Consider the following 19,575-nt stretch of genomic DNA (forward strand, 5'->3'; position numbering starts at 1 on the left):
CGGATGCGGTCGCGGGCGGACGGCGCAAGAGTGGGTCCCATGGGTATCGATGACTACGGCGGCGGCGCCGGCGCGCACGAGAGCGGCGTCCTCGTTGTGACGACCAACGACGTCCCCGGCTACCGGGTGGAGCGCGTCATCGGCGAGGTCTTCGGCCTCACCGTGCGCTCCCGCCACCTGGGCAGCCAGATCGGCGCCGGACTCAAGTCGATGATCGGCGGCGAGCTGAAGGGCCTCACCAAGACCCTGGTGCAGACCCGCAACCAGGCCATGGACCGGCTCGTCGAGCAGGCGAAGGCGCGCGGTGCGAACGCCGTGCTGATGATGCGCTTCGACGTCACCGACGCCGCCGACGTCGGGACCGAGGTCTGCGCCTACGGAACGGCTGTCGTCCTCGTCCCCTCCTCCACCTGAGCGTCCCTGTACGGTGGTTGCTCCGGAGGCGAAGGGGGCGGCCCGATGAGTCGACGCAAGTCAGCGGCAGAGGTGTTCGACGCTCTGGGGGAGCGCTACGAAGAGCTGTTCGGGCAGGTCCCGGGCCAGGTCGAGGCCCTCGACTGGCTCACCGCCCGGCTGCCCGCCGGAGCCCGCGTACTGGACGTGGGCAGCGGCACCGGCCGGCCCACCGCCGAGACACTGGTCCGCGCCGGCTGCGACGTGACCGGCATCGACGTCTCGCCGGCCATGGTCGCCCTGGCCCGAGCCAGAGTCCCGGGAGCCCGCTTCGAGCAGGCCGACGTGCGCACCTACACGCCGCCGACGGGCGGCTTCGACGCCGTGTGCTCCTTCTTCCCGCTGCTGGTCATGGACCAGCCGGAAGTCGCGGCGGCACTGGACCGGATGGCCTCGTGGACCGCTCCCGGCGGCTACTTCGTGATGGCCACGGTGCCGGGGGACATCCGGGGCCTGGACATCGAGTGGCTGGGCCACGAGGTCACCGTCAGCAGCCTCTCCACCGAGGACCACCTGGCCCGGCTGGCCGACCGGGGCCTGGAGGTACTGCACCACCACACTGCGACGTTCCACCCGGCAGACGACCTGGCGGGCCCCGAGGAGCACCTCTTCTGCTACGCCCGGCGCAGGCGCTGACCGGCTGCGGAGGCAGCCGGTAGCCCTCAACGGGCAGTGCGCGTCCGGTCGTCGCCGGTCACCCGGCCGGTACGGTTCGCCCGCGCGGGCGCCGCCGCCGCGCGGGCCGGACGCAGCCCCGCCGCCAGGCCGGCGACCACCACCGCCATGCCCAGCCACACCGCCGGGCCGGGAACCGGGCCGCCGGTGAGGACGCCCCCGCCGGCAGCGGCCAGCGGAGCGACCCCGGTCAGCAGCCCCGCCCGGCCCGCGCCCACCGCGGCCACCGTCCGGTACCAGAGGAGGAACGCCACCGCCGTGACCATCACGGCGAGGTATCCCGCGGCCGCCCACTGGCCCGCCCGCAGTGACCCCAGGTCCGAAGGCTGCTCGAACAGCACCGTGAGCCCTGCCAGCATCAACGCCCCCAGCCACACCGCGTGGACGGACACCCCCCACGCACCGTGCCGGCGCAGCACCGGCACGGCCAGCAGCGTGAAGGCGGCCTCGCAGGCCAGCGCGAGCGCCGCCCAGGCCACCCCGGCGGCGTCCGTCCGGCCCGTGCCCTGGACCAGCACGGCGCCCGCCACCACGATCGGAGCCGCGCACATCACCCGGCGGCTGGGCCGCCGCCCCTCCAGCAACGGCCCGATCACGCCGAGCAGAACCGGTACGGAGGCCACCGCCACGGCGATGACGGCCGGTTCGGCGTGCGCCACCCCGCGGACGACCGCCACGTTGAACAGCACCAGGCCGCTCGCCGCGATCCCGCCCAGCCACAGCCACTCCCGGCCGCGCGGCCGCAGCACGGCCACCCGGGCGGCCCGGGCCAGGGCGAACAGCAGCAGCGCGGCGGCCGCGTAGCGCACGGCCTGGACGCCGAACAGCGGGGCGTCGACGAGCGCGTGGGAGACGGTGACGCTGCTCCCGACCAGCGCCATCCCGGCGACACCGGGGGCCAGGTCCCGGAAGGCACCGGAGGGGAAGGCGGGGGTGGTTGTCTGCATGAGGTCCAGCCTGTCCGCACAATGGACCCATGAGCAGGTCCAAAGATGACAGGGTCCAGGGGGCCAAAAGTCCGAGCGGCTCGGACTTCCTCCAGCTCGACATCGGCCAGGCGCCGCCCGGCGGCCGTACCGACTGGCTGGCGGGCCGGCTCCGCGCCGCCATCGCCGACGGCACCCTGCCCGTCGGCAGCAGGCTCCCGGCCAGCCGGGTCCTCGCCGCCGAACTGCGCGTCTCCCGCGGGCTGGTCACCGAGGCCTACCAGCGGCTGGCGGAGACCGGCCAGGTGGCGGGCCGGGGCCGCGGCGGGACCGTCGTCGTCGCCCCGCCCCCCGCCGCCGCCCCCGCCGCACCCCCCCCCGCACCGGACCGCGGCGGCCCGGTCGACGCCCTGCGGGCCGTTCCCTGCCGGATCGACCTCTCGCCCGGCGTGCCCGACCTGACCGCTTTCCCGCGTACGGCCTGGATCCGGGCGGAGCGGCGGGTGCTCGCCGCGCTGACCCCGGCCGACTTCGGCTACGGCAACCCGCAGGGCGCGCCCGCGCTGCGGGAGGCCGTCGCCGGCTGGCTGGCCCGCAACCGCGGGATCCGCGCCGACCCGGACGAGGTGGTGATCGTCGCGGGCGTCGCCCAGGCCCTGGGGCTGCTCGCGCAGGTCCTGCGCGAGCAGGGCGTGCACCGGATCGCGGTCGAGGACCCCGGCTCGCTCGGCGCCCGGCAGCAACTGGAGTACGGGCGGATGGAGACGGTCCCCGTCCGCGTGGACGAAGCCGGGCTGGACGTGGCGGGGCTGCGGGCGAGCGGGGCCGGGGCCGTCCTGCTCACCCCGGCGCACCAGTTCCCCACCGGGGTCGTCCTCGACGGGGAACGCCGCCGGGACCTGCTCGCCTGGGCGGCCGGGGGAGGGCTGGTCATCGAGGACGACTACGACGCCGAGCACCGCTACGACCGGGCGCCCGTCCCCGCGCTGCGCGCCCTGATGCCCGAGGGGGTCTGCTACGCCGGAAGCGTGTCCAAGCTCCTCGCGCCCGCGCTGCGCCTGGGCTGGCTGCTGGTCCCACCGCGCCTGCGCGACGCCGTGAGCGCCGCCAAACGCTACGCGGACCTCGGCAACCCGGTCCTCGCCCAACTGGTCCTCGCCCGGCTCATGGACTCGGGCGAGCTGGAGCGGCACCTGCGCTTCGTCCGGCGCCGCCACCGCCGCCGCCGCGACGCCATGCTCCGGGCCGTCGCCGAGCACCTCCCGGAGGCCCGGGTGCACGGAGCCGCCGCCGGCCTGCACCTCATGGTCACCTTCGACGGCGCCGGATTCGACGACACCGACCTGGCCTCGGCCGGCCTCGACCTCGGGGTCAAGACCCACCCGCTGTCCTGGCACCGCCACCGGCCCGGCCCGCCGGGCCTGATCCTCGGCTACGCGGCGGGCACCGCGGGGGAGATCGAGGACGGCATCGCCGCTCTGGGCACGGCGCTGGGAGGCCTGCCGGACGGCGGGCGGAAAGTTTTTCCGCGGCGGCGGCAACCTCCCGGAGGGCAAGGCGTCGTGCGGGGGTGAAGGGGCGCAGTCCCGCACCCCCGACCCGACCGTGGAGAACCACCGTGAAGAACCTCAAGCGTGTCCCCCTGACCGTCCGCCGCACGGCCCTGGCCGCAGCCGCCGCGGGGACGGCCGTCGCCCTGGCCGGCCCGGCGTACGCGGCGAGCGGCAGCTCGGCCGCACCCTCCCCGTCGGTCAGCGTCCCGGCCAGCGCCTCGCCCAGCGAGGGCAGCCCCAGGCCCGCTCCCTCGGTCAGCACCCCGTCGGCCACCGGCAAGGGCGCGAACAGCACGTCCCCCAGCGCCGCCCCCAGCGCCTCCCCGAGCGCCGCGGGCGGCGGTGCCGGGCCCGGCGCGTCCCCCTCGTCGCCCGCCGCGGCCCCCGAGGCGGGACAGGGCCCCGAGCTCGCGCATACTGGCTCCTCGGCGACGACCGTCGCGATGGGGGCGGGTGCGACCGGTCTGATCCTGGCCGGCGCCGGAACCCTCTACGCCGTGCGGCGCCGCGCGAACAGCTGAGGAACCCCGTGCTCCACCTCGCACCACCTGTCGGCCCCCTCACGCTTGGTCCCGGCCGGGCGTGGCGGGGCCTGTGGTCGTTGCTGCGCCGCGAGCGCTCCACCGCCCCACGGGTCACCCCCGGGCCGTACGGTCCGGCGTACGGCTCCTCGTACGGGGCGTCCCACGCCCACGACCACCCCGGCGACGAGGACCCGGGACCGCCCACCGTCACCGAGCTCTACCACGCGCACCGGCTGGGCATGGTCCGGCTGGCGGTCCTGCTCGTCGACGACCTCGCCACCGCCGAGGACGTGGTCCAGGACGCCTTCACCGCCCTGTACCGGCGCCACGGGGAGCAGATCACCGAGGTCGACAACGCCCTCGGCTACCTGCGCACCTCGGTCGTGAACACCGCGCGCTCCGTCCTGCGCCGCAGGCGCACCGCGCGGGCCTGGACCCCTCCGCCGGCGGTCGACCTGCCGTCCGCCGAGGACCACGTGGTCCTGGACGAGGCGCACCGCGAGGTGCTCGCCGCGCTGGCCCGGCTGACACCCCGCCGCCGGCAGGTCCTCGTACTGCGGTACTGGGCCGACCTCAGCGAGGCGGAGATCGCGACCACCCTGGGCATCAGCCGGGGCGCGGTGAAGTCCAACGCGAGCCGCGGCCTGGACGCGCTGGAACGGAATCTGGAGGGACGGATATGACGCCCGACGGCGAACGCCTCGGCGAGCACCCGGGCGAGCGCCCCGTGGAGCGCAGGCTGCGGCAGGCGCTCGACGCGCGCGCCGACAGCATCGACGTCCGCCGGCTGCGACCGGCGAGCCCGCCCGGGGCGCGGGCCGGACGGCCGCTGACGGAGCGGCTGCGGCGGTTCGCGCTGCCGCTCGCGGGTCTGGTGGCGGCCGCGGCCGCCGGGATCGGGTACCTGCTGCTCGCCCCGGAGGCGGGGCCCGGCCCGCAGCTGCCCGCCACCCCGCCGCGGGTGACGACCCCGAGCCCGTCCACCGGGGCTCCGCCGTCACCCTCGCCGAGCAGGCCGGGCCCGACGCCGAGCGGGGACGCGTCTCAGGGCCCGTCGGCATCCCCGACGCCCACCCGGTCGGCGGGTCCGACGGCTCAGGCGTCCCCGCAGCGGCCGGGATCCGTGACGCCGTCCCACCGCCCGTCCGGCACGCCGGGCGCGGCCGTCACCTCGTCCCCGCCGTCCCCGGGCCGGTAGGCCTGCGGCCTACGCCCTGCGGCCTACGCCCTGCGGAGGTTCTCCACGGCCGCCACCAGGGGAGCCAGTTCGGGATTGCCCGAGGCCCCGTCCAGGGCCTCGCGCAGGGCGGTGTCGTTCGTGGGGCGGGCGGCGGCCAGCAGGGCCAGGCCGGACTCGCTGACGTCCGTGTAGATGCCGCGCCGGTCCGTGTCGCAGATGTAGCGGTTCAGCAGGCCGCGGTCCTCCAGCCTGCTGACCAGCCGGGTCGTCGCGCTCTGGCTGAGCACCACCGAGTCGGCGACCTGGTGCATGCGCAGGTGCCCGCCCGGCCCGTCGTGCTGGCGGCTGAGGACGTCCAGCAGGGAGTACTCGCGGACGCTGAGGCCGTGGCCGGCCTGCAGGGCCCGTTCGATGTGCGCCTCGATCCGGCCGTGCAGGAGCGAGAGGGCGCACCAGCCCTGGGAGAGGGCGGTCAGCGCACTGTCCGTGGCCGTCATGGGCTCCTCCATCGAAGCGTCGAAGCATGCCGTGCGGGGCGTGCCGGGCGGGCGTGTGACCACCCGAGCACCAGGATATGCCACCTCTGCAATAGCCCGCGCTTGCAAATATCCCGCGTCTGCAATTAATGTGGACGCACGTAAGCGGCGGCAGCATCGACACCGCAGGCCGCGTCCGCACCCGCACCACCACCTCCCTGAAGGGCACCTCCCCATGCCTCTCGCACTTCTCGCCCTCGCCGTCGGGGCCTTCGGGATCGGCACCACCGAATTCGTGATCATGGGCCTGCTGCCCGAGGTCGCCGCCGACTACGGCGTCTCGATCCCCACCGCAGGCTTCCTGGTCACCGGCTACGCCCTCGGCGTCGTGCTCGGCGCCCCCCTCATGACCGTGCTCGGCACCCGCATCCCCCGCAAGCGCATGCTGATGCTGCTCATGGGCTTCTTCATCGCCGGCAACGTGCTCTCGGCACTCGCCCCCGCCTTCGGCCTCATGCTCACCGGCCGCGTCGTCGCCTCGCTCGCCCACGGCGCCTTCTTCGGCATCGGCGCCGTCGTCGCCGCCGAGCTCGTCGCCCCCGAGAAGAAGGCCGGCGCGATCGCCATGATGTTCACCGGCCTGACCGTGGCCAACGTCGTCGGTGTGCCCCTCGGCACCCTCGTCGGGCAGACCCTGGGCTGGCGCGTCACCTTCCTGATCGTCGCCGCGCTCGGCGTCGTCGGCCTGCTCGGCATCGCCCGCCTCGTGCCCGAGCTGCCCAGGCCCGCGGGCGGGGTGCGCATCCGCAGCGAACTCGCCGCCTTCCGCAACGTCCAGGTGCTGCTCGCGATGGCCATGACCGTCCTCGGCTTCGGCGGCGTCTTCGCGGCGATCACCTACATCACGCCGATGATGACCGACGTCGCCGGCTTCGCGGACTCCTCCGTCACCTGGCTCCTCGTCCTCTTCGGCCTCGGAATGGTCGCCGGCAACCTCATCGGCGGCCGCTACGCCGACCGCGCGCTGATGCCCATGCTCTACGTGGCGCTGGGCGCCCTCGCCGTCACCCTCGCCGTCTTCACCCTCACCGCCCACTCCAAGGCGGGCGCCGCCGTCACCGTCGTCCTGATCGGCGCCCTCGGCTTCGCGACCGTGCCCCCGCTCCAGAAGCGCGTCCTCGACCAGGCCGCCGGCGCGCCCACCCTGGCCTCCGCCGTCAACATCGGCGCCTTCAACCTCGGCAACGCCCTCGCCGCGTGGCTCGGCGGGCTCGTGATCGCCGCCGGCCTCGGCTGGACCGCCCCCAACTGGGTCGGCGCCGCGCTCGCCGCCTCGGCGCTCGTACTGGCCCTCGTGTCCGGCGCACTGGAGCGCCGTACGGCCGGACGCAGCGCCCACAGCGGCCGCGTGATCGCCGCCGCAGGGGCCCGCGGGGCGACCGCCGCCGCACCCGCCCACCACTGATCCGCCCCTCCCCGTACACCCCCCCGCAAGGAGAAACCGGAATGACCACCCCCACCCGCACCGCCGTCGCGCCCCTGACCACCGAGGACGCCGAGCGGCTCGTCTCCGCCGCCCGGACCGCCGCCGAGGCCGCCGGAGCCACGGTGAGCGTCACCGTCCTCGACGCCGGGGGCCACCTGCTCGCCTTCCGCCGCGACGACCGCGCCGTACTGATCTCCGGCGAGACGAGCACCCGCAAGGCCTACACGGCCCTTCAGCTGAACGCGCCCACCGCCGACCTCGTCGACGCCGTCCGCCCCGACGGACCCTTCCACACGCTCCCCACCGCCCTCGACCGCCCCCTGCTGTTCATCGCGGGCGGGCTGCCCGTCCACCGCGACGGCCGGCTCATCGGCGCCGTGGGCGTCGGCGGCGGCTCCCCCGACCAGGACCACGCCTTCGCCGCCGCGGCGCTCGACGCCCTGGTCTGAGACCGCCGGGTCGCGCGCCCGTGTCCCCCGTGCCACGTTGGTACGGGGGACACGGGTGCACGATGCGGAAACGGATGAAGCGCAGAAGGGTCCACGCCATCGCGACGGCAGGTGTCGCCGCGCTGGTCACCCTTGCCCTTCCGGGATGCACCGCGGCATCCGACGAGGTACGCGCCCCCAGCCCCACGGACCGGGGCGCCGCCGCTACGACGACCGCCCCGGCCGCGGCCCCCACCCCGCCGGCCCCGTCCCCGACCTACGCCCTGTCCACCGCCCCGCGCACCATCCCGTCCGTACGCGAACACGAAGCGGCCCGCGGCCCCGGCTGGAAACCCGCCCCCGACGCGCGCGTGGTCGTCGCGCAGGGCGACACGGCCGCGCTCTCCGACGAGGCCCGACTGCTCGCAGGGGAACTGGGCATCAAGTACGGCGAGTCGGCGGCGCCGCGCGCCGGCGACGTGGAGCTCTCCGTGGAGGGCGCGGGCAACCCCGAGTCGTACACCCTCACCGTCAAGGACGGCCGCGTCCGCATCAACGGCCCGGACGAAGCCGGTGTCTTCTACGGCACCCGCACCCTCAAGCAGGCCGTACGCGCCTCCGGCTCGGCCCCCGAGGGAACCGTGCGCGACGCCCCGGCCAAGCCCCAGCGCGGCCTCAACCTCGACATAGCGCGCAAGCACTTCACGCCCGAGTGGATAAAGAGCCGGCTGCGCGAGATGGCCGACCTCAAGCTCAACCAGCTCGGCCTGCACTTCTCCGACGACCAGGCCTTCCGGATCCAGTCCGACAGCCACCCCGAGATCGTCTCCACCCCGCACCTCACCAAGGCGCAGGTGCGCGACATCACGGCGCTCGCCTCCCGGCTGCACATCACGGTCGTCCCGGAGATCGACTCGCCCGGACACCTCGGTGCGGTCCTGCGCGCCCACCCCGACCTGCAACTGCGCGACGTGAACGGCAGGGCCGTCAAGGGAGCGGTGGACATATCCAACCCGGCCTCGGCCAAGCTGATCGACGACCTGCTGCGCGAGTACCGGCCGCTCTTCCCGGGCGGGGCCTGGCACCTGGGCGCCGACGAGTACCAGGCGCTGGTCGTCCGCGACCCGCAGGCATCCTTCCCCCAGCTCGCCCGTGCGGCGCAGCAGCGCTACGGGCCCTCGGCACGCGTGCAGGACCTGGCCACGGGCTGGCTGAACGACCGGGCCGCGGTGGTCCGCCCGTCGGGCAAGGCGCTCAAGGCGTGGAACGACGGGTTCTTCGCCGGCGGGGTCACCAGTGCCGCCAAGGACATCCAGGTCGAGTACTGGACCGGCAAGGAGATCGGCGCCCGCCCGCCGCTGGAGTACCTGCGCGAGGGCCGCAAACTCGTGAACCTCAACGACGAGTACCTGTACTACGTGCTCGGCGAGCCGAACCAGTTCACCTACCCCACCGGCCGGCGCATCTACGAGCAGTGGACCCCGCTGGTCCTGCGCGGCACCACCCCCGTGCCGGCCTCCTACGACGGCCAGATCCTCGGCGGGCGCCTCGCCGTCTGGGCCGACCTGTCCGGCGCGCAGACCCAGGACCAGGTGGCGGCGGGCATCCGCATGCCGCTCGCAGCGCTGTCACAGAAGGTGTGGGACGCGCGGACGCCGCAGCTGCCCTGGTCCGACTTCCAGGCCCTCGCCGGACGGCTCTGAGTCCGCTCGTTCCTTCTTCGCCCTTCGTCCTTCGTCCTCAGGTTCACTCTGCCGGGCGTCTGGGGATCCGTCTGCGGCGGTGTGCCCACTCGACGGCCGGCGGCAGCGCCGTGACCACCGTCAGCGTCCAGGCGGCGGCGCACCCCCACAGCAGCGTCTCGGACACGGTGACGGAAGCCGCGACGAACAAGGCGGTCGTCGCGGCTCCCCACACGCAGGCCCAGGCGGCACGGCGTCGTCGGCGCCCCGACCGCAGCATCCGGTCGAGGGCACGGTCACCCCTGAGTTCTGCCTCGATCGCGGAGAGGGCGCGCTGCTCGCGATCGGAGAGGCCGGCTCCGTCCATCACGACGTACCTCCGTGGGCTGCCGCCGTCGGGCGCGGTACGCAGCCTCTGGCCTGCGAATACCCGGCCTGACGCGCGTCAACCCCCGGAGGCCGCCGAGGCTGCCCTCCCGCGTCACCAGATGGAGTCGACCCACTCCGGGTGGTCGATGAACGGATTGCGGTTGTGCTGGTACACGTCGAATATGACCTGGTTGCGGCGCTGCTCGAAGGCGTCCGGCGGGTCCGCCCGGTTCCACTGCTTCAGCAGGCTGATCCTGCCGAAGAGCGGGGCGGAGCCGTTGTTGACCTTGTCGTTCAGCTCCAGGTTCGCAAAGCCGTCGGTGCCCTCGTAGCGGACGGCCATGTAGAGCAGCATGCGGGCCACGTCGCCCTTGACCGCGTCGCGGGGCTCGAAGGAGTCGGCGTCGGTCAGGCTGCCCGGGGCCTCGCTCACCGGGCTGCCGCCCTGGTCGAAGTCCTTGTTGCCGCGCGTGCTGTTGACGGTGACGTCCTCGGGCCGCAGGTGGTGCAGGTCGGTGCCCGGGCCGGTGGCCGTGCCGAAGTCGCCGTGGCTCTTGGCCCAGACGTGCTCGCGGTTCCAGTCGTTGGCCCCGCCGCCGTTCGACGACTTCGACTGCGAGCGGCCGGAGTAGAGGAGGATGACGTTGTCCGGGTTCGCGGGGTCCTGGTCGGTCGCCTTCAGGGCGTTCCACACCCCGTCGTAGCCGACCTTGGACTGCGTCTTGATGATGCCGTGCAGGGCCGTTCTGAGTGCGGCACCGGTCTTGCCCTCGGCGGGTGCGTAGTACGTGTCGTACGAAGCGGCCGCGGCGGGAGCGGCCCCGGGGCTCCGGGGCGCGGCCGTGCCCTGCTGGCCGGCGGACGCGGCCGCCGGTACGGCGACCAGGGCGACGGCGGCGAGGCCGGCCGCCCAGGGGGTCAGGCGCGAGATTCTCATCGGGTGGGGGGTACCTCTCCGTACGCACCGTCCCCGCCCGGGGAATTGGCGGGGGATCAGGTGGCAAGGGAGAGGATGGCATTGTCATGTGCCCATCAGGCGAAAAACATGTGTCCGGGAGGTGGAAGCCCGGGTGTGCGCGCCGACGGCCGCGGGCAGGGTAGCGGTGGCCCCCGGCGGGGCCGGTCCGACCGTGAACAGCCCTATCTGGAGCAGCCCATGGCAGTGAAGATCCTCATCGTGACCGGCGACGCGGCCGAGTCGCTGGAGGTGCTGTATCCGTACCAGCGTCTGCGCGAGGAGGGGTACGAGGTCCACATCGCGGCACCGCAGGTGAAGAAACTGCGCTTCGTGGTCCACGACTTCGAGGACGGCTTCGACACCTACACCGAGAAGCCCGGCTACACCTGGCCCGCCGACCTGGCCTTCGCGGACGTGGTGACGGAGGACTACGCGGCCCTGGTCGTCCCGGGCGGCCGGGCCCCCGAATACCTGCGCAACGACCCCGAGGTGCGGCGGATCCTGGCCGCCTTCGCGGAAGCCGACAAGCCGATCGCACAGATCTGCCACGGTCCGCTCATCACCGCCGCGGCCGGGGGCCTGGCCGGCCGCCGGGTGACGGCGTACCCGGCGCTGGAGCTGGACATGAAGGCCGCGGGGGCGGAGTTCGAGGACTCCGAGACGGTGGTCGACGGCACCCTGGTCTCGGCCAGGGCGTGGCCCGACCACTCCGGCTGGATGAGGGAGTTCCTGACCGTGCTGCGCGGCAAGGCCCCGGTGGCCTGACCCTGACCCTGACCCTGACCCGGCGCCGGAACGCAACGGTGGCCGCGACCCCGACGCCGCGGGGTCACGGCCACCCGTGCGACGGGCGTCAGCTGCCGGTGGTGATCGCCGGAGCCGGCTCGTACTTGTAGCCCGCGCCGAAGTTCTTCTTCACGGCCGCTTCCCAGGAGCCGTCCTGGACCATCTTCTTCAGGGCGTCGTTGATCTTGCGCTGAAGATCCTTCTCGCCCTTCTTGACGCCGATGCCGTAGTTCTCGTTGCTGAGGCTCTGGCCCGTCAGCTTGAACTTGCCCTCGTTGCCCTTGCGCGCGGCGTACCCGGCCAGGATCGCGTTGTCCGTGGTCATGGCGTCGACGCGGCCCTCCTGGAGGGCGACGACGCAGTCCGAGTAGCCGCTGAGCTCCAGCAGGGCCGCCTTGGGGGCGAGGTTCTTCTTGAGGTTCTCGGCGGAGGTGGAACCGGTCACCGAGCACATCGTCTTCGAATTGAGGTCCTCGGCCTTGCTGATCGAGGCGTCGTTGGCGCGGGTCAGCAGATCCTGGTGGGCCACGAAGTACGGGCCGGCGAAATCGACCTTCTCCTTGCGCTTCTCGTTGATCGAGTAGCTCGCGACGACGAACTCCACCTCGTTGTACTGGAGCAGCAGTTCACGGTCGTTGCTCATGACCTGCTTGAACTCGATCTGGTCCGGCTTGTAGCCGAGCTCCTTGGCCACATACGTGGCGACGTCCACGTCGAAGCCGGTGAACGTACCGCCGGTCTCCCGCATGCCGATGCCCGGCTGGTCGAACTTGATGCCGATGGGAAGGGTCCCCTTGTCCTCTTCTCCACCACCGCACCCGGAGGCGGTCAGGGCGAGGGCAATCACTGCGGCGACCGCGCCGGCCTGGGGAACCTTCATGCTTGCACTCTTTCCTGGGGGAGCGCGGGACGCGTCACCGGGATCGCCGGGCGTGTGGAACCGCGGGAACGTACGACACGTCGAGACATGTGTACGAGGAAGCTAGGAAAAGGGCGGCCGTAGCGTCACTACATTTGAGCGAAACTTGAGGATAACGATCCGGCTCTACCGTAATTTCTTCGGCAAAACCGGGTCTGACCAGCAGAAAGGGGCGGGTGTGGGAACAGGTTCGGTACGGGTGGACGGAAATGTGCTGCATGTGGGAGAAGGGGTGCAGATCCGGTTCATACGGACCTTGCGCCTACCCGAATCCGGAACGCATGCACTGCCGCCGGGGCTGGGGGAATTCCCCCTGCGCAGGGTCGAGGACTACCCCGACACGGTTCCGCCGGAGTGGCTGGCGAAGGGCGGCGTGATGCTGCCCGTCCACCTGCGCGAGGCGATGTGGCTGAGCTTCGCCGGGAACCGGACGCCCGCCGCGCTCCAGGTGGGCGTCGGCAAGGTGTGCGCCGTCTCCGGCGAGCCGTGGAGCGGCCGCCTGGCGCGCATCCCGCAGAACTACGTGGTGCTGCCCCGGCAGCCCTGGCTGGACGGGATCAACTCCGGGAAGGGTACGGTGCGCCAGTTCGTCGCCGTGCCGCTGGGGCTGGGCGCCACGGTCGAGGGACAGGTCACCGGGGAGGAGACCACCGGCGGCGTGCAGCTCCAGGCGTTCCCCCTGGGCCCCGAGGCGCTGGCGCAGTGGCACCGGGCCGAACGGGCGCGGCTGACGCCGCCCCCGCCGCCGCCCGGGGGCGAGGGGCTCTACGGGGCTCCGCCCGCGCAGGCCCCGATGGGCGGGGGCTTCGGCGGCCCGGTGCCCGCGCCGATGATGGCTCCGCCGGCACCGGGCGCGGCGCCCCGCGGCGCCCGCCCGGGCGGCGGCAGGCCGGGCCCGCCCGCGGCCCCCGCGATGGGGCTCGGCGTCGGCGGCAGCATGCACCAGGAGGTCTACCGGGACGAGCGCCCGCTGTCCGACTGGGCCGAGGAGCCCGGCGCGCGGGTCTTCGTGCACCTGGTGACGCCGCCCGCGTGGCGCCGCATCACCGGGGAGGAGGCCCCGCCCTCGCCCGTCGACCGCGCCGCCTACACCAAGGCGGGGCTGCCCTGGTTCGACTACTACGACGACTCGGCCGCCGATCTGGCGCCGGCCGACGCCCTGAGCGGGGTCAAGCCGGTGGGGGAGTGGCTCGGCGACGACCACGCCCCATGGGCGGAGCCCGCCCCGGGCCAGGTCAAGCCGCTCGGCAACGCCCCGAGGCCGGGCAAACCGGTACAGGACGGCGACTGGTAGCCGACCGGGGCGGGCGTCGGAGGTCGGGCCGGACACGCGGTGCCCGCGCCCGATCCGGCCCGACTGGCCGGGAACGTACGGCCGTTCGGGCCGGGAGGGGAGGTCCGTGGGATCATGGGCGGGCAATACCCGCAGACGAAGGGGGAGTTCGGTGACCGGTGTACGCAAAGGGCTGGCCAAGGTGGAGGTCGCGCTGCGGTGGGACCCCAGCCCGGCCGGTACCCCCGCGAACGACCTCGACATAGTCGCCGCGGTCTACGGGGCCACGGATCCGCACGGGACCCCCGTCCAGCTCGTGCACTTCGGCAGCCGGTCGCCGGACGGAACCATCACCCTCAACCGGGACAGCCACACCGGCCAGGGCTTCGGCTTCGACGAGGTGATGACCGTCGAACTGCACAGGATGTCCCCGGACAAGGGCCGTGTGGTGATCGGCGTGGTCATCCAGAACACCGGGACCGGGGCCGGCGCGGGTGGTGCGGCCGGCCCGGACGGTGCGAAGACCTTCGCCGATGTCGCCGGAACGGGGTTCCGGATCCGGGAGGGGCACACCGACCTCGCCCAGGGCGACTTCGCGGGCGTACCGGGCGCCACGGCGGCCACCGTCGCCGAGTTCACCCGGGACGCCTCGGGCGCCTGGTCGTTCGAGGTGCGGCTGGAGGGCTTCGAAGCCGACCCGGAGGAATTCACCCGGGCCATGGGCGGGATCCGCTGAATGCGGCGGAGACCGCCGCGGGGCCGCTCAGAGCGGGCGGCGGCCACTCGGGTGAGTGGCCGCCGCCCGGTCCGGGTGGCGCGCTGCCGCCGTCCCCACGAGGCAGCGCGGGCGGGGCGTCGTCCGGTCACCGGGACGACGGCCCGCCGGTTCAGGGGGCCTGGCCGGCCGCCGGCCGGGCGGGTCGGTCGGGCGCGAGACCCAGGGACGGGAGCATGACGGCCTCCACGAACCGGATCAGGTAGTCGGCGTCCGCGTACTGCCCTTCCAGCACCGGCCGGATGCGGAGCACGCCCATCAGCTGCGCCGGCAGGAACTCCACGGCGGGATGGTCCGCGGAGATCTCGCCACGGGCCGCGGCCCGCTCCACCATCGCGTCGAAGGCGGCCAGTTCGGGCTCGACCAGGGCCTCGCGCAGGGCGGCCTGGAGCGCCTCGTCACTGAGTACGGCGTGCCCGAGGGCCTGCGTGAGGCGGGTGTCCCGGCCCGAGGTGCCGGCGGCGATCCGGGCCGCCTCGCGCAGGTCGCCCGCCAGGGTGCCCGTGTCCACCGCGGCGAGGGTGCCCCGCCGGGCGGAGCGCAGGGCGGCGGCCACCAGCTGGGGCTTGGTCCTCCACTGCCGGTAGAGCGTGGACTTGCCGCAGCTGGCCCGGGCGGCGACGCCCTCCATCGTCAGGGCCTCGTATCCGTGCTCGCGCAGCTGTTCCAGGACGGCGTCGTAGAACTCCTGCTCCCGCTCCGGGGTGATCTTGGAGCGGCGCGCGGGGGGCGGCGTCGACGTCATGGGCTGCGGCTCTCCTCGGGGGCGCCTCGGCTACTGGTTCCGCTGCGAAGTGTACGGGAACGCGACCGTATCGGTACACCAGCGTATCGATACGCCAATGTATCGATACACTGGCGTGTCGCTGTGTGCGCAACAGGAAGAGAGACCGGGGGATGACCGCCCACACCACGCCTGCCGGGCCGGCAGCCGGACCGAGAGCAGCCCGACGGCGCCTCATACGCGAGCTGCTGCTCGTCGCGGGCTTCTTCACCGTCTACAAGGCGGGAAGGCTGCTCTCGACCGACCGCACCGGCGAGGCCTTCCGCAACGCGGACCGGATCTGGGACGCCGAGCGCTTCCTCCACCTGCCCGGCGAGGGCGCGCTACAGCGGCTGCTGCTGCACGGGGACGCCCTCGTGACCACCGCGAACACCTACTACGCGGCCGTCCACTTCCCCGCCACCGCGCTCTTCCTGATCTGGCTCTACGTCCGCCGTCCCGCGCACTACCTGTGGACCCGCCGGGTGCTCGCCGTGCTCACCGGTGCCGCGCTCGTCCTGCACCTCGCCTATCCCCTGGCGCCCCCGCGGATGCTCCCCGCCGCCCGGCTCATCGACACCGGACAGGTCTACGGGCCCACGGTCTACCGGGCCGCTCCGGACGCCGACACCCTGGCCAACCAGTTCGCCGCGATGCCCTCCCTGCACTTCGGCTGGGCGCTGATGCTCGCGATGGGCGTGATCGTCGCGACCCGTGGCGGCGCGCAGGGCGGGAAGGGAGGCAAGGGCTCGCCCTGGCGGCTGCTGTGGCTGCTGCACCCGCTGGTGACCCTCCTGGTGATAGTCGGCACCGCCAACCACTACTGGCTCGACGCGATCGTCGCCGCCGTCCTGCTCGGGATCGCCCTGCTGGTGGTGCCGCGGCCGCGCGCGGGCGACCGGGACGACACCGGCACGGACACCAATGCGGACGCCGTCGCGGACCCGGACCCGGACGCCGTCGCGGACCCGGACGCGGACGCCGACGCGGAGGGCGCCGCACGCGGACTGCCGCGCCAGAAGAGTCCCGCCGCGGCCGTCGGAGCGGGGAAGTGAACGACACCGCCCTCGCCGTCGGGCTCTGCCTCGCCTCGGCCGTGACCTACGCGGCCGGCGCCGTCGCGCAGGAGCGGCTCGCCCGCGCCGGCGCGGCGCGCAGCGCGGGGGCGCTGCTGGGCTCCGGCGTCTGGTGGTGGTCGGCCGGGCTGAACGCGGCCGCGGCCCTGCTGCACGCGGCGGCCCTGCGGTACGGGCCCCTCACCCTGGTGCAGCCGCTCGGCGCGCTCACCCTCGTGGCCGCGGTCCCGATGGGGGCGCGCCGGGCCGGACGCCGCGTCGCGGCCACCGAATGGCGCGGCACCTTCGCCACCGTCGCCGGGCTCGGCCTGCTGCTGCTCCCCGCCTCCGGGCCGGCCCCCGACGACACCCTCACGCTGGCCGAGGCGCTGGCCGTCTCCGGGGCGACCGCCGCCGTCATCCTGCTCCTGACCGCGGTCAAGGACCCGGGCACCGGCCTGCGGCACGCCACGGCCTCGGGGCTGGCCTCCGCGGTGGCCTCCGCCCTGACCCAGACCGTGGCCGTCGCCGGCGGCCGCGGCGGATCCCTGCTGAGCGTGCGGGTCGTCGCCGTGGCCCTGCTCGTCGTGGTGTTCGCGGTCGGCGGGATGCTCCTGTCGCAGCGGGCCTACCGGGGCGGCGGGCTCGGTGCCCCGCTCGCCGTGGTGAACCTGGCCAATCCCCTCGCCGCGGCCGCCATCGGCGCGGTCCTGCTCGGCGAGCGCCTCCAGGGCGGGCCGGCGGGGCTGCTGCTGGCGGGGGCCGGAGCCCTGGTGGCGGCGTGGGGCGTGGTCCTGCTGACCCGCGCACCGGCCGCCCCGACGGGCGCCCCGGCGGGCCGGATGCCGGCCGCCGCGGCCGAACTGGCCGTACCCGCAGGACGGGTGCCCGTCTGATCCCGAGCGGCCGCGCGGCGCCCTGCGGAAACGTTCCGTCCGCCGCGGCCCACCGGACCCCCGGTCCCCCGGACCACCGGGGCGCCACCGCCCGGCCCGTCGGATTCAGGCCGTTGTCCGGGCCTCCCGTTCCCACTCCGGCCGCCCCCGGCGCCGGGCCCACTACCCTGGCCGCACGGCGCGACGTACGAGAACGAGCAGCGAGGAACCGGTACCGACATGAGCATCACCCCCGTCCCCACCGCCGACCTGTACGACGAGCACGGCGAGGACCTCGACATCTGCACCACCGGCTTCCGGCAGTTCGGCGGCCGCCGGCTCTTCGCCGGCCCCGTGCGGACCGTCCGCTGCCACGAGGACAACGCCCTGCTGCGCGAACTCCTCCACACCCCGGGCGAGGGCGCCGTCCTCGTCGTGGACGGCGGCGGCTCGCCGCGCACCGCCCTGGTCGGCGACCTCATCGCCGGCGCCGCCGAACGCAACGGCTGGGCGGGCCTGATCATCAACGGCTCGGTCCGCGACAGCGTCGCCCTCGGCGGCCTCGACCTCGGCGTGCAGGCCCTGGGCACCGTCCCCCGCAAGAGCGGCAAGACCGGCGCCGGCGCCGTGGACGAGCCCGTCACCATCGGCGAGGTCACCTTCCGCGCCGGGGACACCGTCCACGCGGACGACGACGGCGTGGTCGTCCTGCGCGCCTGACGGCGAGAACCGGCCAGGTCCGGCGCACCGGCCCTGGCCGCCGCCCGGCGGACCGGGTTTCACTGCCGGTCCATGAGACGACACAGGATCACGGGCCTGCTCGGCGCGATCGCGCTGGCCGCAGGCACCCTGGCCGCCGCGGGACCCGCGCACGGCCTGCCCCCGGCCGACTCGCCGCCCGCCGAGTTCGGCACCGACTGGCACGACCCCCTCACCGCCGCGCCGCCCGTTGCGCGGCCCGCGACCCGGTCCTGCCAGCTGACCCTCGCCGAGGCGCAGTTCCGCGACTTCACCCCCTACCGCGGCGACTACACACCCCCCACCGGCTGCGGCGCGGCCGACTGGGCGGCGGTGGTGCTCCGCCTCGAAGGCAAGGTCAAGGGCCGCCAGTACGACCGCCTGGGCCACCTCTCCCTGGGCGGCGTGGAGATCCTGCGCACCTCGACGCCCCAGCCCTCGCCCGACGGCATCACCTGGTCCGTCGAGAAGGACGTCACCCGCTACCGCGACACCCTCGCCCGTCCGCAGCCCGTCGAGATGCTCATCGGCAACGTCGTGAACGACACCTACACCGGTGTCATCGACGTCAAGGTGACCCTGACCTTCTACGCCGCCGAAGGGCGCACCCCCGCGCCCGACACCCCCGACCGGGTCCTGCCCCTCACCACCCCGACGATCACCACGCCCCGCAACACCGAACGCCTGCTGGCCGAGGTGTACGCCACCGGCTCCGGCGGCGGCTGCGAGGAGTACTGGTACATGACCACTCCCGCCGGAGCCCCGTACTCCTGCACGGCGGACGGCGGCCCCCACCGCGAGGTCCGCGTCCTGGTCGACGGGCGGCTCGCCGGCATCGCCGCACCCTTCCCCACCGTCTGGACCGGCGGCTGGTCCAACCCGTTCCTCTGGTACGTCACCCCCGGCCCGCGCGCCTTCGACGTCCAGCCGATCCGCTACGACCTCACGCCCTACGCCGCCCTCCTCAACGACGGCCGCCCGCACCGCATCGAGGTGAGCGTCGCCGGACTGCCGGCCGGACAGAGCGGCTGGAGCACCCCCATCAACCTGCTGCTGTGGCAGGACGAGGCCCGTCAGGTCGTCACCGGCGCCCTGACCCGGCACGAGGACAGCGAACCGTCGGGCCATTCCCGCTGGACGCCGGCCGGCCCCGGCGGACAGCACCGGGTGGACACCGAGGGCGCCCACCGGCTGACCGTCGCCGGCTACCTGAACACCTCCCGCGGGCGGGTGGCCACCACCGTCACCCGGTCCGTGCACCACACCTCCGTCCACCGCTGGACCGAGGGCGAGAGCCTTGACGCGCTCACCGCGGCCTGGACCGACCAGGAGAGCGTGACGCACGGGCCGACGACCGCCCGGACCGACCGCACCTACACCATGGACGGCGAGACCACCCTCGGCGCCGGCGACCGCCTGCGCACGGTTCTGGCCCTCGGCGACCGCGCCGACACCGTCACCCTGCGCGGCGGCCGGACCGTCGACGTCTCCCGGCTCGACGACCGCTACACGGGCGATGCCACCTACACCGCGAACGTCCCGCGCGAGCAGCGCCACGCGGTCGCCACCACCTCCGCCCGCTACCGGCTGTACGGGTCGCAGGTACCCGGCGGGTGCTACGACCGCACGGTGGGCACCGCTCAGGGAACCGTCACGGTGGACCGGCGACGCTGCTGACGGT

Annotated in this window: 21 protein-coding genes and 1 pseudogene; 16 read left to right on the plus strand and 6 right to left on the minus strand. The window is 74.2% G+C overall.

Features of this window, described 5'->3' with window-relative positions; genetic code table 11:
• The first annotated feature begins 39 nt into the window (after nucleotides 1-39).
• Nucleotides 40-414, plus strand: a complete 375-nt coding sequence (locus E6U81_RS01125; RefSeq protein ID WP_136228128.1) for a YbjQ family protein — start codon at nucleotides 40-42, stop codon at nucleotides 412-414.
• A gap of 45 nt (nucleotides 415-459) precedes the next feature.
• The gene (locus tag E6U81_RS01130; RefSeq protein ID WP_136228129.1) at nucleotides 460-1,089 is read left to right on the plus strand and encodes a class I SAM-dependent methyltransferase; all 630 of its coding nucleotides are present in this window, start codon (nucleotides 460-462) and stop codon (nucleotides 1,087-1,089) included.
• 26 nt (nucleotides 1,090-1,115) lie between these two features.
• Here the strand turns inward: E6U81_RS01130 and E6U81_RS01135 are convergent, their stop codons facing one another.
• Complete coding sequence (locus E6U81_RS01135; RefSeq protein ID WP_136228130.1) at nucleotides 1,116-2,075, minus strand: DMT family transporter; 960 nt, start codon at nucleotides 2,073-2,075, stop codon at nucleotides 1,116-1,118.
• 29 nt (nucleotides 2,076-2,104) lie between these two features.
• Between E6U81_RS01135 and E6U81_RS01140 the strand changes: the two genes are divergently transcribed.
• The 4 genes from E6U81_RS01140 to E6U81_RS01155 are packed head-to-tail and all read left to right on the plus strand — an operon-like array spanning nucleotide 2,105 to nucleotide 5,329.
• The gene (locus E6U81_RS01140; protein ID WP_136228131.1) at nucleotides 2,105-3,628 is read left to right on the plus strand and encodes a PLP-dependent aminotransferase family protein; all 1,524 of its coding nucleotides are present in this window, start codon (nucleotides 2,105-2,107) and stop codon (nucleotides 3,626-3,628) included.
• A gap of 44 nt (nucleotides 3,629-3,672) precedes the next feature.
• Complete coding sequence (locus E6U81_RS01145; RefSeq protein ID WP_136228132.1) at nucleotides 3,673-4,128, plus strand: LPXTG cell wall anchor domain-containing protein; 456 nt, start codon at nucleotides 3,673-3,675, stop codon at nucleotides 4,126-4,128.
• Nucleotides 4,129-4,136: 8 nt separating this feature from the next.
• Nucleotides 4,137-4,814, plus strand: a complete 678-nt coding sequence (locus tag E6U81_RS01150) for a SigE family RNA polymerase sigma factor (RefSeq protein ID WP_240803554.1) — start codon at nucleotides 4,137-4,139, stop codon at nucleotides 4,812-4,814.
• Nucleotides 4,811-5,329, plus strand: a complete 519-nt coding sequence (locus E6U81_RS01155) for a hypothetical protein (RefSeq protein ID WP_136228133.1) — start codon at nucleotides 4,811-4,813, stop codon at nucleotides 5,327-5,329. The genes E6U81_RS01150 and E6U81_RS01155 overlap by 4 nt, the downstream gene beginning before the upstream one ends.
• Before the next feature lie 23 nt (nucleotides 5,330-5,352).
• Here E6U81_RS01155 and E6U81_RS01160 read toward each other — a convergent pair whose 3' ends face one another.
• Nucleotides 5,353-5,808, minus strand: a complete 456-nt coding sequence (locus E6U81_RS01160) for a MarR family transcriptional regulator (RefSeq protein WP_136228134.1) — start codon at nucleotides 5,806-5,808, stop codon at nucleotides 5,353-5,355.
• Between the two features lie 214 nt (nucleotides 5,809-6,022).
• Between E6U81_RS01160 and E6U81_RS01165 the strand changes: the two genes are divergently transcribed.
• The 3 genes from E6U81_RS01165 (at nucleotide 6,023) to E6U81_RS01175 (ending at nucleotide 9,404) form a co-directional block, all read left to right on the plus strand.
• The gene (locus tag E6U81_RS01165) at nucleotides 6,023-7,252 is read left to right on the plus strand and encodes an MFS transporter (RefSeq protein WP_136228135.1); all 1,230 of its coding nucleotides are present in this window, start codon (nucleotides 6,023-6,025) and stop codon (nucleotides 7,250-7,252) included.
• 41 nt (nucleotides 7,253-7,293) lie between these two features.
• Nucleotides 7,294-7,722: a heme-binding protein gene (locus tag E6U81_RS01170; protein ID WP_136228136.1), complete on the plus strand. Its 429-nt coding sequence runs from the start codon at nucleotides 7,294-7,296 to the stop codon at nucleotides 7,720-7,722.
• A 74-nt stretch (nucleotides 7,723-7,796) separates the two neighbouring features.
• Nucleotides 7,797-9,404 (plus strand): glycoside hydrolase family 20 protein, encoded by a 1,608-nt coding sequence (locus E6U81_RS01175; protein ID WP_240803555.1) that lies wholly within the window; start codon nucleotides 7,797-7,799, stop codon nucleotides 9,402-9,404.
• 43 nt (nucleotides 9,405-9,447) lie between these two features.
• Here the strand turns inward: E6U81_RS01175 and E6U81_RS01180 are convergent, their stop codons facing one another.
• Together E6U81_RS01180 and E6U81_RS01185 are read right to left on the minus strand one after the other, a co-directional pair.
• Nucleotides 9,448-9,750, minus strand: a complete 303-nt coding sequence (locus E6U81_RS01180) for a DUF3040 domain-containing protein (protein ID WP_240803590.1) — start codon at nucleotides 9,748-9,750, stop codon at nucleotides 9,448-9,450.
• Between the two features lie 114 nt (nucleotides 9,751-9,864).
• A complete protein-coding gene (locus tag E6U81_RS01185; protein ID WP_136228139.1) occupies nucleotides 9,865-10,689 on the minus strand; it encodes an endonuclease in 825 nt (274 codons plus the stop codon).
• 219 nt (nucleotides 10,690-10,908) lie between these two features.
• Here E6U81_RS01185 and E6U81_RS01190 point away from each other — a divergent pair, with 219 nt between their 5' ends.
• Complete coding sequence (locus tag E6U81_RS01190; RefSeq protein ID WP_136228140.1) at nucleotides 10,909-11,475, plus strand: DJ-1/PfpI family protein; 567 nt, start codon at nucleotides 10,909-10,911, stop codon at nucleotides 11,473-11,475.
• An 88-nt stretch (nucleotides 11,476-11,563) separates the two neighbouring features.
• Here E6U81_RS01190 and E6U81_RS01195 read toward each other — a convergent pair whose 3' ends face one another.
• Nucleotides 11,564-12,376 carry a glutamate ABC transporter substrate-binding protein gene (locus E6U81_RS01195; protein WP_136228141.1) on the minus strand — a complete coding sequence of 271 codons (813 nt, stop codon included), beginning with the start codon at nucleotides 12,374-12,376 and terminating at the stop codon, nucleotides 11,564-11,566.
• A 217-nt stretch (nucleotides 12,377-12,593) separates the two neighbouring features.
• Here E6U81_RS01195 and E6U81_RS01200 point away from each other — a divergent pair, with 217 nt between their 5' ends.
• Nucleotides 12,594-13,709, plus strand: coding sequence for a hypothetical protein (locus E6U81_RS01200; RefSeq protein WP_136228142.1), 1,116 nt, complete (start codon nucleotides 12,594-12,596; stop codon nucleotides 13,707-13,709).
• A 151-nt stretch (nucleotides 13,710-13,860) separates the two neighbouring features.
• Complete coding sequence (locus tag E6U81_RS01205; protein WP_136228143.1) at nucleotides 13,861-14,424, plus strand: TerD family protein; 564 nt, start codon at nucleotides 13,861-13,863, stop codon at nucleotides 14,422-14,424.
• A gap of 151 nt (nucleotides 14,425-14,575) precedes the next feature.
• On the opposite strand, the gene E6U81_RS01210 is transcribed toward E6U81_RS01205, so the two are convergent.
• Nucleotides 14,576-15,208: a TetR/AcrR family transcriptional regulator gene (locus E6U81_RS01210; protein WP_136228144.1), complete on the minus strand. Its 633-nt coding sequence runs from the start codon at nucleotides 15,206-15,208 to the stop codon at nucleotides 14,576-14,578.
• 152 nt (nucleotides 15,209-15,360) lie between these two features.
• Here E6U81_RS01210 and E6U81_RS01215 point away from each other — a divergent pair, with 152 nt between their 5' ends.
• The 4 genes and pseudogenes from E6U81_RS01215 to E6U81_RS01230 all read left to right on the plus strand — a co-directional run.
• Nucleotides 15,361-16,281, plus strand: a complete 921-nt coding sequence (locus tag E6U81_RS01215; protein ID WP_136228145.1) for a phosphatase PAP2 family protein — start codon at nucleotides 15,361-15,363, stop codon at nucleotides 16,279-16,281.
• Nucleotides 16,278-17,177, plus strand: coding sequence for a DMT family transporter (locus tag E6U81_RS01220; RefSeq protein WP_168714517.1), 900 nt, complete (start codon nucleotides 16,278-16,280; stop codon nucleotides 17,175-17,177). Before E6U81_RS01215 ends, E6U81_RS01220 begins: the two co-directional genes overlap by 4 nt.
• Before the next feature lie 219 nt (nucleotides 17,178-17,396).
• Nucleotides 17,397-17,876 carry a ribonuclease E activity regulator RraA gene (rraA, locus tag E6U81_RS01225; RefSeq protein ID WP_136228146.1) on the plus strand — a complete coding sequence of 160 codons (480 nt, stop codon included), beginning with the start codon at nucleotides 17,397-17,399 and terminating at the stop codon, nucleotides 17,874-17,876.
• A gap of 177 nt (nucleotides 17,877-18,053) precedes the next feature.
• A pseudogene (locus E6U81_RS01230) lies at nucleotides 18,054-19,571 on the plus strand (peptide-N4-asparagine amidase); the annotation flags it as partial.
• Nucleotides 19,572-19,575: the final 4 nt, after the last annotated feature.

Source organism: Streptomyces sp. A0592 (assembly GCF_004795115.1).
Taxonomy (GTDB): Bacteria; Actinomycetota; Actinomycetes; order Streptomycetales; family Streptomycetaceae; genus Streptomyces; species Streptomyces erythrochromogenes.